A 14,619-nucleotide genomic window follows, 5' to 3' on the forward strand; every position below is an offset into this window, starting at 1 on the left:
TTTGCAAAACAGTTCTTTCCGCTCGGACTTCTGAAAGGCTGCAAAATTGGATAAAATCATCCCAAAGAACCCGCAGAAGGCCCTAAACAGCCTTGAATTGGAATTAAGGCAGGCGTAGGGTCCGAACCGAAAGAACACGATTCTTTTCACTTCTCATAAATTCCAGGGAAACAGACCAATGGCGTTCATTGCCGACCGTTTGAGCCGTATCAAACCCTCTCCCACCATTGCTGTCACCACCAAGGCTGCCGAACTTAAGGCTGCTGGCGTTGATGTGATCGGACTTGGCGCAGGTGAGCCGGATTTCGATACCCCCGACAATATCAAAGAAGCTGCCAAAGCGGCGATTGACGCTGGCAAGACCAAATACACTCCGGTCGCCGGCACGCCGGAGCTTCGCAAGGCAATTGTCGAAAAGTTCAAGCGTGAAAACGATCTGGAATACACCATCGACGAAATCACCGTCGGTTGCGGTGGCAAGCAAACCCTGTTCAACGCGTTCTTCGCGACCCTGAACCCGGGCGACGAAGTCGTCATTCCGGCACCGTACTGGGTATCCTATCCGGACATGGCGCTGATGGCCGAAGGCACTCCGGTCATTGTTGAATGCCAGGAAGAAAACGACTTCAAAATCACCGCCGCCGAACTTGAAGCCGCGATCACGCCGAAAACCAAATGGGTTGTTCTGAACTCGCCGTCGAACCCGACCGGTGCGGCCTATTCGCGCGCCGAACTGCGCGCGCTTGCCGACGTGCTTCTGAAACATGAAAACGTCTACATCATGTCTGACGACATGTATGAGCACCTTGTCTATGACGGTTTCGAATTCACCACCATCGCCCAGGTCGAGCCGAAGCTGAAAGACCGCACGCTGACCTGTAACGGTGTGTCGAAATCCTATGCCATGACCGGCTGGCGCCTTGGTTATGCTGCAGGCCCGGTCGAGCTGATCAAGGCGATCAACAAGGTTCAGTCGCAGTCGAGCACCCATACCTCCTCGATCAGTCAGGCGGCTTCGGTCGAAGCACTCAACGGCACGCAGGACTTCCTGGCAGAACGCGCAGAAGTGTTCAAAAAGCGTCGTGACCTTGTTGTTGCCGCGCTCAACGAATGCGAAGGCCTGTCGTGCAAGACCCCGGAAGGCGCGTTTTATGTCTATCCGTCCTGTGCGGGCGCAATTGGCAAAACCACCCCGGATGGCAAGAAAATCGAAACCGACACCGACTTCGTCACCTACCTGCTTGAGGCAGAAGGCGTTGCTGCGGTTCAAGGTTCGGCATTCGGTTTGGCACCGTATTTCCGCATTTCCTATGCGACCTCGGACGAGGCCCTGATCGAAGCCTGCAAACGCATCAAACGTGCGTGCGCAGCCCTGAAATAACGCCTGCTGTCCCGGTCTTCGGGATTAAATCGTATCAAACAGGGTCCGGCACTTGCCGGGCCCTGTTTTTTTGTCCATGATTACAATTAAATAATTACGCACCGAATTACCGATAAATCATCCGAACACCGCCCCAACAAAGATTGCCCCTCACATGAAGATCGAAAATTTCTATGCCACCGTGAACGGTATCAGCTTGTCATGTCAGCAGATCATCCCCGAGGATGTCCGACCTGATGCGCCAACCATCCTGATGCTGCACGAGGCCCTTGGCACGATCCGCATGTGGCGCGATTTCCCGGCCAAACTGGCGACCGCGACCCGCCATCCGGTGGTTGTCTATGAACGGCGCGGCCATGGCAAATCCGATCCGCACGCGGTTGGTGATATCCCGCGCGCGATTGATTTCCACAACATCGAAAGCGATGTCTATCTGCATGGCCTGATCACGGAACTGGGCCTCGCCAAGCCAATCCTGTTTGGCCACAGCGACGGGGCAACCATCGCGCTGAAATATGCCGCGCGCTTCCCCGACAACGTAACCGCTGTGATTTCCGAGGCCGCCCATGTTTTTGTCGAAGATGTCACGGTTGCCGGCATTACCGAGGCGGCAAAAATCTATGCGACAACGGATTGGAAAACCAAACTGCAACGCCACCACTTCGCCCAGACCGACGATGTCTTCCGTGCCTGGGTCGATACATGGCGCCAGCCGGATTTCCTTGAATGGAACATGGTTGATGAACTAGCCAACATTACCTGCCCGCTTCTGGTCATTCAGGGCGATGACGATCAGTTTGGCAGCGATGAACAGGTCCACACCATTTGCGCCAAGACCGGCGGCCCGGTGACCAAGATGCTGATCAAGGAGTGCGGCCATATCCCGCATTTCGATCAACCCGATCAGGTGATCAAGGCCAGCCTCAAACATCTTGGCCTTGCCGAATGTGTCGATGGCTAAGGCATCAAACGCCTTGCCGCATATTACGCCGTTTGGAGTCTAATCGGCCTGATATGACGGGCTTGCTGTCCCGCCACTCCACAAGATTGAAGACTCCCAATCTTCAAGGAAGCTCTTCTTCTTGAGCTCGTCCTGAAAGCCCAGCAAGCCGATCCCCAACTTTACCCGGAATACCGGGATGTCTTCCAGATGCGGGGTAAGCACCGTTTCGACATTCTGATTGATCGGAATAAGTGCCGAGTTGTTTGCCAGAACCTGCTGCCCTTCGCGCGACAGCAAAAAGTCGATGAACAGTTGCGCCTGATATTTGGCCTTGGACGTCTTGGGTACAAAGGCCGTGCGGCTCATTGTGATGGTGTAATCGCGCAGGAAATAAACCCCGATATCCGGGTTTTCCCGTGCCGCGGCCATGGCATAGGACCCGATCACGTTATAGCCCAGCACCAGCTCCCCAGTCGCAACGCGGTCGAGAATTTCCGACGAACAACAAAACAACTTTGCGCCCGCGCGACCGAATGTTTCGGTCAGACGTGATGTCTGGTTGTTCTGAATGGCATCCTGAGTGGCAAAGAAATATCCGATCCCCGATTGGCGAATGTCATAGGTACCAATCTTTCCACTGAACAATTCCGGATTGTCACGCACCATATTGGACAGATCGGTATGTGAAACCGGGCTCTCCAATCCTTCAAATGCCTGTTTGTTATAAACAAGTGCCGCCGGCTCAAAGGAAAACCCGTAAAGCTCGTTGCGCCACTGGGCCCAACTAGGTATCGCATCGACGTTTTCCGGCTCAAATCGATAGGCCAGCCCCTCATTGACCAGCTTGACCTGCAAATCCATCGCCGGGCTGATGATCACATCGGCTTCCATTTTCGGGTTATCAATATTGTACATGACAACCTGATAAAGTTCGCTGGTATTGAACTCGCGATAGACGACGTCAATGTCGGGATATTTCGTCTCAAACACATTAATAAAGGGCTCCACCGCCGAGGTATCGGTCGCCGACCAGACATGCACCTGAACACGCGCAAAGCCCTGCGTGCCCCAAAGCATCGCCAAAACCAAAACCGCGACCTGCGCGCAAACGCGCGAAAAGCGTCGGAAAAATACCGTCATTCCTGCCCCCCTTCGACCACGGAAAACACCATTTCGACACGCAACCCGCCAGCGGGCGACTGCCCCAATATCAGTTCCGCATGATGGCGTTCGGCAACTGCATTAACGATGGCAAGTCCAAGACCGGTACCGGTACTCAGACTTGAAAACCGTTCCAGCACGGATGCGTGTTTCCCGACATCAATCCCCGGCCCGTTGTCATCAACGATCAGGTGACATTTCTCACCCGATTTGCGCACCAGGATATCAATCTTGTGCGGAGCCGTTCCGTGTTTGATGGCGTTATCCACCAGATTGCGCAACGCCTCGCGAATGCCAATCTCGTCAAGCATCACAAACACCTGCTCATCCGGGGCAAGGTCACTTTCGATGGAAAATTCCGTATCATATTTAAGATAATCGCGAATGATGTCGCCAAAGGCAGTCCGCACCACATCAATCAGAACCTTGCGCGCCAGTGGTGTATTGTCTGCCCGATGAATGATCATCGCGTGCGATAACAGCTGGTTGGTCAGACGAATTGTTCTTTGCGCCTGTTCTTCGGCCTGCTTGATACGCGCCTGCTGCTGATCTGCGTCCTGCTGGCGACTTGCACTTTCAAGCAAACCTTGTAACGCGCCAAGCGATGTACGGGTTTGATGCGCGACATCGGCAATAAAGGCCTGCGCGTTATCAAGACTTTTCTTGTGGCGCAGGATCAAACCATTGATCGATCGTGTCAGACTGGCGACCTCGCGCGGCGGCGTGATCTCGATTGGTGAAAAGTCGGTCGGTTCGCGATGCCGCAACTGGCGTTCGATCCCGATCAGGGGCGAAAGCGCACGGTTAATCCCAAACCAGACAAATCCCAGTCCAATGGCCGTTACCAACAACAGTAACGCAATCGCATTGATCATCATTTCGCGCGCAAAGGCGTCTCTGGCAATTCGGGTTTGTCCGATCTGAACAACCACCCAATCACCATAGCCCGCACCTGCAAGAAACCGCCCCTGAAGCAGGAAGCGCACGTCTTCACCGCTGTAATGGGTATCAAAAAATACCGGCTGGTCGGATGGTTTATATTGCTCGGGCTGTGGCAAATTCCCAGACCCGGTCAGGGTTTTGCCATTGGCAGTAAAAATGCGATAAAAAACCCGGTCACTTTCGGCCAGGCCGATCAATTCCAGCGCCGAATAGGGAATTTCGACACTGGGCCCGGTTGGCGTCACCAGTGTACGTTCCAGAATGGCAAACGCCGCACCACTCAAAAGCCTGTCATAGGAATGGTTCGCGGCATCACGTGCGTAACTCCAGATCCCGACAGCGATACTGACAAGAATGATCGCAAACCCAACCGCCATGCTGGTCAAAAGCCGCTGGCGCAAAGAATGATGTCTGACCGTCTTATTCATCCGCAATATGGGCAATATACCCAAGCCCCCGAATGGTCTTGAGGATAATCGGCCCACCTGACAATTTCTTGCGCAATCGGGTGACCATCTGCTCGACCGCATTCATGCTCGGCGCTTCATCAAACGAATACACCTTGTCTGCCAGATCTTCCTTGGTCAGAACCCTTTGCAGATTGCCGATGAAGATTTCAAGCAGCTGTACTTCGCGGTTACGCAATTCAATATCGCGACCGTCAATCGTTGCGACTTTTGATGCCCGATCAAAGACAAGGTTTCCGGCGCGAAATTCATTGGATGCCGCCCCGCTTCGACGGCGGATAAGGGCGCGGCAGCGTGCCGCAAGTTCACGCAGATCGACCGGCTTGACGATGTAATCATCTGCACCGCCATCAAGTCCGATCAACCGGTCATCGATTTCCGACCGCGCTGTCAGGATCAGGACCGGGGTGGCATCCCCACGCGCACGCATTGATCGTAAAATTTCAAACCCGCTACGGCCCGGCAGATTGACATCCATCAGAACAAGATCGAACTGCTTGTGACGCAGCAAATCGTTCGCAAGCTCGCCATCATGCTCGCAATCGATGGCATGACCATCCGCGTGCAAACGATCCATGATCGTTTCCGCCAATGTTTCATTATCTTCAATCAAAAGAATACGCATGGCCGGATATTAGGCGTGCTTTGGGTTTCTTACAATTTGTTACACTCGATGTCAGCTTCAAGTCAGGAAGGAGTCAGCCTCCCGTCAGCATACCGTCAAGGCAATGTCAGTCTCGTGGCGTATAGCAGATATGCGGATCGAACATTGATGCGCGTAAAGAATAATCCAATGGGAGGATACAACTATGAAAAAGCTGTTCGCAGCTTCCGTTGTCATGGCTGGCTGCCTTTTTGGCACCGCGCATGCCGCAGACATTGAAAAACCCGAATGCATTGCCCCGGCTAAACCGGGTGGCGGTTTTGACCTGACTTGCCGTGTTGCCCAGGCTGGCGTCGGTGACAAGTTGGGTGACCCGATGCAGGTGACCTTTATGCCGGGCGGCATTGGTGCGGTTGCCATCACCCTTTTCAACACCACCCGTACTGATGATCCCAATGCCATCGTTGCATTCTCGTCGGGTTCACTTCTGAACATTGCGACGGGTAAATACGGTGAGTGGACTGAAAACGACGTTCGTTTTCTTGCTACTGTTGGTGCTGATTTCGGTGCGGTCATTGTCCGTGCAGACAGCGAATACAAAACCCTTGATGATCTGATGAACAAGATCAAGGAAGACGAAGGCAGCCTGGCAATTGGCGCCGGTGGTTCCGTTGGTTCGCAAGACTGGATGAAAGCAGCCCTGCTTCTTAAGTCTGTCGACCGTGATCCGCGCAAAATGATCTATGTCGCCTATGATGGCGGCGGCGATGCCCTGACCGGCCTTCTGGGCGGCAGCATCGATGTCTATACCGGTGATATCGGTGAAATGACCGCACATCTTGGCACCGGCGAGCTGCGTGTTCTCGCTGTCATGTCTCCGGAACGCCTCGACGAGCCGTTCGCAGACATTCCGACCACCAAGGAACTTGGTTACGACGCGGAATGGACCATCATGCGTGGTTTCTACATGGGTAAAAACGTCGATGACGAAGCCTATGACAAATGGGTAGCAGCTTTCAAAGAAGCCTATGGCACCGAAGAGTTCGCTAAAATCCAGAAAGACAAAGGCTTGCTGCCGCTCAACATTGCGGGTAAGGACCTTGATGACAACGTCAAGGAACGCATCAAGAAGCTTCGCGAAATCGCAAAAGAAGCTGGCCTGATCCAGTAATCGCCAAACATGTCGGTCCCCCGTTTCCAAACGGGGGACCTTCAGTTTTTCTAGCGTTCCCTAGGCCGGAGATCTCCGATGGCTGATCGCCTCTTTGCCCTGTTCGCCCTGATCGCTGGCGGCATTTATACCTATGTTGCCTTTTTCGTTATCAAGGCCCCTTTCCAGTATGACCCGCTTGGACCTGAAACATGGCCGCAAGTGCTGGCTGTTGTCTTCCTGCTGTGCAGCCTCTACGTCCTTGTGCGCCCGGATCACATCCAGTTTGCGCTGGGTCGCAGTGTTTGGTTTCGCTTGCTGATGCTGGTTGTGATGCTCGCAGGCTACGCAGAACTATACCAACCACTCGGTTTTGTGATTTCGACCGCGCTGTTTTGCTGCCTGCTGTCGGTCATGCTGGGTGCAAACCGTCTGCATGCTGTCGCCTTTGGATGTGCGACCGGCATCTTCGGATATGGCATTTGTGACTATTTGCTGGGCCTGAACCTGCCAGAAGGTCTGCTGGCACCGCTTTTGTGAGTTTATCCCCATGAATGAAGTTCTAAGTGGCCTAAGCGGCGGCTTTGGCGTCGCATTGATGCCTTTGAACCTGTTGCTCGTCCTGATCGGCTGTTTTGCCGGAACGCTGATTGGTGCGCTGCCCGGTATTGGTCCGATCAACGGTGTCGCCATTCTGCTGCCCATCGCCTATAGCCTGGGCCTTCCACCTGAATCGGCCCTGATCCTGCTTGCTGGCATCTATTATGGCGCGGAATATGGCGGGCGTATCTCGTCCATTCTTTTGAATGTCCCCGGTGATGCCGGGGCTGTCATGACAACGCTTGATGGCAACCCGATGGCCAAACGTGGTGAAGCCGGACGTGCGCTGTCAATCTCGGCTATTGCGTCGTTTGTCGGTGGCACCGTTGCCGTGATCTTGATGTCGTTGTTTGGCCCGTTCCTCGCCAAATTCGCACTGACCTTTACGCCAGCCGACTATGTCGCGTTGATGGTCTTTGCCTTCGCAAGCCTGTCCTCGCTGGTTGGCAAAAACCAGGTCAAAACCCTGATGGGGGCGGCAATCGGTTTGATGCTGGCGACTGTCGGCATTGATGCCAATACCGGTGTCGCGCGCTATACCGGCGGCATTCCCGATATCCTTGCCGGCTTTGACTTCCTTGTTGTCGTGATCGGTTTCTTTGGCATGGCGGAGTTGATCCACCTTGTTGAACAACAGGTTTCCGGCAAATTGAAGCTGCTTCCGATCGGCAAAAGCTTTGTCAGCTGGAAAGACCTGATGCAGATCCGCTGGACCATGTTGCGGTCCTCGATCATCGGATTTGTCATCGGCGTTTTGCCCGGTGTTGGCGCATCTGTTGCGTCGGCTGTGACCTATGGCACCGAAATGCGTATGGCCGGTGAAGATCGCAAGAAATTCGGTACCGGTGATCCGCGGGGTCTGGCCGCACCTGAATCTGGCAACAATGCCGCGGCCGGTGGCGCGATGGTCCCGATGCTGACGCTTGGTATTCCGGGGTCAGGTACAACGGCTATTCTGCTCGGTGCGTTGATGTTGTTTAACGTCACCCCCGGCCCGCTGATGTTTGAACAGCGCCCGGAAATCGCCTGGGGCCTGATTGCATCGATGTATATCGGCAACCTGGCGCTTTTGGTAATCAACCTGCCGCTGGTTGGTCTGTTTGCCAGAATGCTGACCATTCCGCAGAAATATCTCAGCCCACTGATTGCGGTTCTGGCCTTCATCGGCGTCTATTCTGTGGTTGGTAACCCGTTTGATCTGTTCCTGATCATCGCATTCGGGATTTTCGGCTGGGTCTTGCGCAAACTGGAATTCTCGCTGGCCCCGATCATTCTGGGCTTCGTGCTGGGTCACCTGTTTGAAGACAACCTGCGCCGTGCACTTTCGATCTCGCGCGGGGACTGGTCGATCCTGATCTCAAGCTGGGAAAGCATTGGTCTGTATGTGATGGCTGTGTTGATTGTCGCACTGCCCGTCATCGTCGGTCTGCGCAACAGACGCAAAGCCAAATAAACTGTCCTTGCCGGACACAAACTGAAAGAGGGCGTCGTAATGACACCCTCTTTTTTTTGTCTTGATGGCAGATGTTTGGCGGTTAGTCAGCCAATGCATCCTCGGCATCAATCACGACCGCAACCGCATGAATGACCGATGCGATGCGGATGGCGTTCTGGATGGTTTCTTTTTTAACGCCAGCGTTCTTTAGCACCTTGTCATGGCTGTCGATGCACATGCCGCATCCATTGATCGCCGAAACCGCGATCGAAAACAGTTCGAAATCGGCCTTATCAATGCCCGGCTTGCCGATGATGTTCATGCGCAGGCGGGCTGGCATGGTGCTGTATTCTTCATCCGACACCAGGTGGTTGAACCGGTAATAGATGTTGTTCATGCCCATGATGGCAGCCGCACCCTTGGCAGCTTCAATCGCTTCTGGCGTCAGTTTTTCTTTTGCTTCTGCGGCAACGGCCTTGGTCAGTTTGGCGTTGCGCGATGCAAAGGCACAAGCAAGGGCGGTGCCATAAACCTGCTGGTCGGTCATGCCCGGATTGTTGGCCATGCTCGAAAGGTTCAGCTTAAGGTCCTTGGCATAGGCCGGCATGGAGTCCTTGATTTCAACGATCGACGTCATGGAAAAAATCCTCTGAAGCTGTCTGAAACGATAAACGCGTAATGCAATAACGAATGGAGGGATTGTCAGCCTTGGCAGTGCCGCACTTGGTCGGGCGCACAATGCGCAAGTCGGCAAAAGTCACAGGCTGAAAGGCGGGACCGGGCCGAGGCCCGATCCCACAAATAGGTCCGGACTGGACTTACAGGGTTTCGTCGCCCTGGTTCCAGTTGCACGGGCAAAGTTCGTCGGTCTGCAGGGCGTCGAGAATACGAAGCGCTTCCTGCGGGTTACGACCAACGTTCAGGTCATTGACCTGTACGTGACGGATGATGTTGTCCGGGTCGATGATGAAGGTTGCGCGGAGTGCGACACCGGCGTCTTTGGCCAGAACACCAAGGGCGGTCGAGAGTTCTTTTTTCTCGTCAGCCAGCCATACGAACGGGCTGTCGCCCAGGTCTTCGTGGTGGGTACGCCATGCAGCGTGCACGAAGTCGGTGTCGGTCGAGCAACCCAGAAGAACCGCGTCACGGTCTTCGAAATCACCATTCAGTTCGCCGTAACCAACGATTTCGGTCGGGCAAACAAAGGTGAAGTCTTTCGGCCAGAAGAACAGGATCTTCCATTTGCCTTCATAGGACTTGTCGGTAACCGGTGCGAAGCTGTCCGGGGTTTTGCCCGAAACGCCGGTAAGATTGAATTCTGGAAGCGTATCACCAACGGTAAGCATTATGGTTACTCCTAACCCAGTTTGTAAAAACAATGAGCGGCCCCCGACAGGCCGCAAAAACTTTTGTGTGCAGTTGCAAAAAATGCACTGCTTGCTAGCGATTTGTAGAGAAATGCATTACCTAAGACAAATAGATAAAACTTGGATTCTTGATAGGAAAAATTTATGGCTGCCCAACCCAGCATCAAGCAGCTCAAATACCTTGTTGCGCTGTCCGAAACCGGACATTTTGGCCGCGCTGCAGAGACTTGCTTCATTACGCAGCCAAGTTTGTCGGCTGCAATAAGCGAGCTCGAGAACCTTCTGGGCGCCCAACTGGTCGAACGCAACAAGCGTCAGGTCCTGATGACTCCACTTGGTGAAGAGGTCGTCTCGCGGGCGCGAAATATCCTTCAGGAAGTCGATGAATTAACCACCATGGCGCAGGCCGCCTCCGACCCGCTTTCGGGCCCGATCCATATCGGTGTGATTCCGACCATCGGCCCCTATCTGTTGCCCGATGTGATGGCCGCACTCAAGGCCGGGTTCCCGAAATTGCAGCCGCTTTTGCGCGAAGACCAAACCGCCAAGCTGGTGGAACTTCTGATGGCCGGCAAACTCGACCTTGCCCTGATCGCACTGCCGATTGATGAAAACTGGCTTGAAGAGTTCGAACTGTTCGAGGATCGCTTTGTCTTTGCCTGTGCGCCGAACAATCCGCTGACGCATAAAAAGCATCTCGAAATCAGCGACATCAAGGATGAAAAGCTCCTGCTGCTGGAAGATGGCCACTGCCTGCGCGATCAGGCGCTTGAAGTTTGTCAGAAGGCAGGCTGGAACAAGTCGGCTGATTTCCAGGCCAACAGTCTGTCGACCCTGGTCCAGATGGTCGGGGCTGGCATCGGTGCCACACTGTTGCCGGAAATGTCGCTTGAAGTCGAAGCCCGTCGCCCCGATTTGCTTAAGATCGTTCCGTTTGAAAATCCGGTGCCGATCCGGCGCATCGGTATGGTCTGGCGCCGCAGTTCGGCCCGCAAGCTGGAATATCGCCAGTTGGCAGCCTACCTGCGCGATCGCCTTGCCCCGCGCGACCAGGCCGTCGTCGCCTGATCGGCAGCCCGTTGGCCGCCGTACCACTTAGGACACAGACAACAGACATAGCCAATGCTGCCGATCAAGGACAACAACCCGACCACCATCACGCCATGGGTCACCTACGCGATCATTGCGATCAATGTCGTGGTGTTTCTGGGGACCGTCACCCTTGATCCGCGCGCAGCCATCCTTGTGAACCTGCAATATGGCGCGATCCCGGCCGTGCTGTTTGGTCATGCCGAACTGCCACCGGGCTTTTCACCCTTCCCGGCCGGTTTCGGGTTCCTGTCGATCTTTTCGGCCATGTTCATGCATGGCGGCTGGATGCATCTTGGCGGCAATATGCTGTATCTCTGGATCTTCGGGAACAATGTCGAAGATTCGATGGGGCATTTCCGCTTTCTGATCTTTTATCTCGCCTGTGGCGTTGCCGCTGCCCTTGGGCACGGGTTGCTTGATACCCAGTCGGAAATTCCAATGATCGGCGCGTCCGGTGCGCTTGCCGGGGTGCTGGGCGCCTATTTCCTGCTTTATCCCAAGGCACGCGTGCTGGTCTGGTTCTTCTGGGTGTTTATCTTTTATGTCCCGGCCGTGGTCGTGCTTGGCTTCTGGTTTATCACTCAGGTGATCAATTTCGGCAGTGGTGCTGGCGGCGGCATTGCATGGGTTGCCCATATTGCGGGCTTTGTCGCAGGCGTCGCCCTGATCCCGCTGTTTAAGCATCGCAATGTGCCGCTGTGGCATGATGGCTCGCCCGCACCGGCCTTTGGCATCTATCGCCCTGGTCGTAAAACACGCGGTAGCACATCGAACATCCCGCCCTGGGCGGCTGCCTACGAGGCAGAGCGCGCAGCCAAACGTGCCAATATGCGCCGTGATCAGCGCGGACCTTGGGGCAAAGAGGGCGAGGAGCGCGATGCATCCCCGTGGGGACGCTATCAGCCGAAATCGTCACCAAAACCAAAATCCAAACCATCGGTCGGCGTCCCGAAAGTTGTCCGCTTGCATCCGGACCGCAACAAGGACGATACTTAGGCTAAAGAAAAAATATCGTCCCAGGAGGATACCTTCATGCGCGCAGCCTACTTCACCGACTATCAGGGCCCGATCGAGGTTCAGAATGTCGCCGACCCGACCCCGCAAAATGGCGGTGTGGTCATCAAGGTCGAGGCCACCGGCCTGTGTCGCAGTGACTGGCATGGCTGGATGGGCCATGATTCCGATGTTCAGGTTCCCCATGTGCCGGGCCATGAGTTTGCCGGCACCATCGTTGCGGTCGGCAAGGACATCAAACGTTGGCAGGAAGGTGATCGTGTCACCGTGCCGTTCGTATCGGGCTGCGGTCATTGCCCGGAATGCCATAGTGGCAATCATCAGGTCTGCGATCATCAGTTCCAGCCGGGCTTTACCGGCTGGGGCAGCTTTGCCGAATATGTCGCGATTGATTACGCCGATACCAACCTTGTCCGTCTGCCTGATGAGATGGATTTCGCAACGGCCGCAAGCCTCGGCTGTCGCTTTGCCACCAGCTTCCGCGGCGTGATTGATCAGGGCAAGGTTTCTGCCGGTCAAATCGTTGCCGTCCATGGCGCGGGTGGTGTTGGCCTGTCGGCGATCATGATTGCCGCCGCGGCTGGTGCCTATGTCATCGCGGTCGATATTGACGATGCCAAGCTCGACTTCGCCAAAGAAATCGGCGCCAATGCGGTGTTAAATGCCCGCACAATCGATGACATCCCGGCCGCGATCAAGGACATCACCCGGGGTGGTGCGCATGTGTCGGTTGATGCACTGGGAAGTGCTGTGACCTGCTTTAACTCGGTCGCATCCCTGCGCAAACGCGGCAAACATATTCAGATCGGGCTTATGACCGGTGATCATGCCCATGCCAGGGTGCCGATGGATCGCGTTGTTGCCCATGAACTTGAAATTCTGGGCAGTCACGGCATGCAGGCATTTCGCTATGATGCGATGCTCGACATGATCCTGTCTGACAAGCTTGCCCCGCAAAAGCTGATTGCTGATCGCGTCACCCTGGCAGAGGGGGCAACCGCACTTATGAATATGGACAGCTTCTCCTCGACCGGTGTCACTGTGATTGATCGGTTCTGATCCATGCTGGCCGGGATTGCCTTTCAGCCCAAGGACCCGATTGATGATCTTCTGGCCGGGATTGCCGACACCATGTTGGCAAACGGCAAGTCGGTTGCCGGTTACGTTCAAAAACGCCGCAAGGATGCCGATTGCGGAACCCTGGTGCATGTCCGCAATCTGCGCAGTGGCGATGAAATGCCGATCACGAAAAACCGCGGCAAAATGGCCAAGGGCTGCAAGCTGGATGGCGATGCGCTTTCGACCCTGGCCGCGCAGCTTGCCCGCGATGTAGAAGCCGGATCCGATATTCTGATCATTGCCCGATTTGGCCGAAGCGAGGCTGAAGGGCGTGGACTTCGCGATGTGATTTCACGCGCACTGGATCTGGAAATTCCGGTTCTGGTCGGGGTGCGCGATGAATATCGCGATGCGTGGGATGCCTTCCACGGCGGCTATGCCGATGCGCTGGCCCTTAACACCCAAGCCATCGAAAACTGGCTCTCGCAAACGCGCGCAGATACGCTGGCTGTCTGAGGATAACCGCTAGCTGCTCTGCCCGACATCGCATGCCATGCGGTTCTTGACCAGAACCTTCTCGGCAAAGCGTTCAAACCACGCCCCGAAGGCCGCATCATATTTCGCCCGCCCGGCCCGCTGGGTATCGGGGCATTGTGCGTTCGGGCGGTCGGTCTTGTCGGCCGCATTCGAAAGCCAGCGTTCATGGGCTTCATCATCCACCTCCGGGTGGAACTGAATGCCCCAGATACGCTCTTCAATGTGATAGGCCTGATGGGGGAATGTCGGCCCGGTCGCGACCAATTCCGCCCCGTCGGGAATGCCAAACCCTTCACTGTGCCAGTGATAAACCATCAGTTCATCGGGAAACAGGTGTTCGCCTGCTTCTGTCGCCTGCACCGGGTAATAACCGATTTCGGTCATGCCTTCGGGATGGGGCACAACATCGGCACCAAGATGGCGCGCCATCATCTGAGCGCCAAGACAAATGCCCAGATACATCGCATCACTGGCCACCACATGCGGCAGCCAGTTCATGATCGCACGCACATTATCCAGATGATCGTCATTGGCACTCATCGGGCCGCCAAACACGACAACCAGATGATATTTGCCAAGATCAGTCGGAAGCGGGTCGCCTTCACCGGGACGGCGAATATCGAACTCAAACCCATAGCGGCGCATCACCGTTCCCAACCGCCCCGGCTGTCCGGTGGCAGAGTTGAAAACAAGTAGAATGCGGTTTTTCGGGCTCAGATCGTTCATGCGGTCCTCATTGCTGCAATAGCGAAGGTAGACCGCACCACGCCGTTTTGACAAGCCCCGCGTCACCAAAACCGCCTAACCAAAACAAAAGGCCACCGCGCAATTTACGGTGGCCTTTGGAATAATTCCGAAAAAGCGGGT

At 55.1% G+C, this 14,619-nt stretch carries 15 protein-coding genes; 9 read left to right on the forward strand and 6 right to left on the reverse strand.

Annotated elements, in window-relative coordinates:
* The first annotated feature begins 178 nt into the window (after positions 1-178).
* Positions 179-1,381 (forward strand): aspartate transaminase, encoded by a 1,203-nt coding sequence (locus AC5Q5A_RS09710; protein WP_493895130.1) that lies wholly within the window; start codon positions 179-181, stop codon positions 1,379-1,381.
* 154 nt (positions 1,382-1,535) lie between these two features.
* On the forward strand, positions 1,536-2,342 hold the full coding sequence (locus AC5Q5A_RS09715) for an alpha/beta fold hydrolase (RefSeq protein WP_493895131.1): 807 nt from the start codon (positions 1,536-1,538) through the stop codon (positions 2,340-2,342).
* Between the two features lie 39 nt (positions 2,343-2,381).
* Here AC5Q5A_RS09715 and AC5Q5A_RS09720 read toward each other — a convergent pair whose 3' ends face one another.
* Genes AC5Q5A_RS09720 through AC5Q5A_RS09730 form a run of 3 tightly spaced genes read right to left on the reverse strand, consistent with a single transcriptional unit; the run spans position 2,382 to position 5,519 of the window.
* Positions 2,382-3,464, reverse strand: coding sequence for an ABC transporter substrate-binding protein (locus AC5Q5A_RS09720; RefSeq protein WP_493895132.1), 1,083 nt, complete (start codon positions 3,462-3,464; stop codon positions 2,382-2,384).
* On the reverse strand, positions 3,461-4,804 hold the full coding sequence (locus AC5Q5A_RS09725) for a sensor histidine kinase (RefSeq protein ID WP_493895133.1): 1,344 nt from the start codon (positions 4,802-4,804) through the stop codon (positions 3,461-3,463). The genes AC5Q5A_RS09720 and AC5Q5A_RS09725 overlap by 4 nt, the downstream gene beginning before the upstream one ends.
* A gap of 43 nt (positions 4,805-4,847) precedes the next feature.
* The gene (locus AC5Q5A_RS09730) at positions 4,848-5,519 is read right to left on the reverse strand and encodes a response regulator transcription factor (RefSeq protein WP_064787357.1); all 672 of its coding nucleotides are present in this window, start codon (positions 5,517-5,519) and stop codon (positions 4,848-4,850) included.
* A gap of 184 nt (positions 5,520-5,703) precedes the next feature.
* On the opposite strand from AC5Q5A_RS09730, the gene AC5Q5A_RS09735 reads away from it, so the two are divergent.
* The 3 genes from AC5Q5A_RS09735 to AC5Q5A_RS09745 all read left to right on the forward strand — a co-directional run bounded on the left by AC5Q5A_RS09735 (position 5,704) and on the right by AC5Q5A_RS09745 (position 8,701).
* A complete protein-coding gene (locus AC5Q5A_RS09735) occupies positions 5,704-6,669 on the forward strand; it encodes a Bug family tripartite tricarboxylate transporter substrate binding protein (RefSeq protein WP_064787358.1) in 966 nt (321 codons plus the stop codon).
* A gap of 78 nt (positions 6,670-6,747) precedes the next feature.
* A complete protein-coding gene (locus tag AC5Q5A_RS09740) occupies positions 6,748-7,188 on the forward strand; it encodes a tripartite tricarboxylate transporter TctB family protein (RefSeq protein WP_064787359.1) in 441 nt (146 codons plus the stop codon).
* Between the two features lie 10 nt (positions 7,189-7,198).
* Positions 7,199-8,701, forward strand: coding sequence for a tripartite tricarboxylate transporter permease (locus tag AC5Q5A_RS09745; RefSeq protein WP_493895134.1), 1,503 nt, complete (start codon positions 7,199-7,201; stop codon positions 8,699-8,701).
* An 82-nt stretch (positions 8,702-8,783) separates the two neighbouring features.
* Here the strand turns inward: AC5Q5A_RS09745 and ahpD are convergent, their stop codons facing one another.
* Positions 8,784-9,320, reverse strand: coding sequence for an alkylhydroperoxidase, AhpD family (ahpD, locus tag AC5Q5A_RS09750; RefSeq protein ID WP_064787361.1), 537 nt, complete (start codon positions 9,318-9,320; stop codon positions 8,784-8,786).
* A gap of 181 nt (positions 9,321-9,501) precedes the next feature.
* Positions 9,502-10,029: a peroxiredoxin gene (locus AC5Q5A_RS09755; RefSeq protein ID WP_008889483.1), complete on the reverse strand. Its 528-nt coding sequence runs from the start codon at positions 10,027-10,029 to the stop codon at positions 9,502-9,504.
* Positions 10,030-10,194: 165 nt separating this feature from the next.
* Between AC5Q5A_RS09755 and AC5Q5A_RS09760 the strand changes: the two genes are divergently transcribed.
* From AC5Q5A_RS09760 to AC5Q5A_RS09775, 4 genes are read left to right on the forward strand one after another with little or no spacing between them, the layout of a single operon-like run.
* Positions 10,195-11,118 carry a LysR substrate-binding domain-containing protein gene (locus AC5Q5A_RS09760; protein ID WP_064787363.1) on the forward strand — a complete coding sequence of 308 codons (924 nt, stop codon included), beginning with the start codon at positions 10,195-10,197 and terminating at the stop codon, positions 11,116-11,118.
* Positions 11,119-11,172: 54 nt separating this feature from the next.
* Positions 11,173-12,138 carry a rhomboid family intramembrane serine protease gene (locus AC5Q5A_RS09765; RefSeq protein ID WP_120224358.1) on the forward strand — a complete coding sequence of 322 codons (966 nt, stop codon included), beginning with the start codon at positions 11,173-11,175 and terminating at the stop codon, positions 12,136-12,138.
* A 36-nt stretch (positions 12,139-12,174) separates the two neighbouring features.
* Positions 12,175-13,215 (forward strand): zinc-dependent alcohol dehydrogenase family protein, encoded by a 1,041-nt coding sequence (locus AC5Q5A_RS09770; RefSeq protein ID WP_493895135.1) that lies wholly within the window; start codon positions 12,175-12,177, stop codon positions 13,213-13,215.
* Between the two features lie 3 nt (positions 13,216-13,218).
* The gene (locus AC5Q5A_RS09775; protein ID WP_493895136.1) at positions 13,219-13,731 is read left to right on the forward strand and encodes a DUF2478 domain-containing protein; all 513 of its coding nucleotides are present in this window, start codon (positions 13,219-13,221) and stop codon (positions 13,729-13,731) included.
* A gap of 9 nt (positions 13,732-13,740) precedes the next feature.
* On the opposite strand, the gene AC5Q5A_RS09780 is transcribed toward AC5Q5A_RS09775, so the two are convergent.
* On the reverse strand, positions 13,741-14,478 hold the full coding sequence (locus tag AC5Q5A_RS09780) for a glutamine amidotransferase-related protein (RefSeq protein WP_493895137.1): 738 nt from the start codon (positions 14,476-14,478) through the stop codon (positions 13,741-13,743).
* Between the last annotated feature and the right edge of the window lie 141 nt (positions 14,479-14,619).

The sequence above is a fragment of the Thalassospira sp. CA1 genome (genome assembly GCF_059052855.1).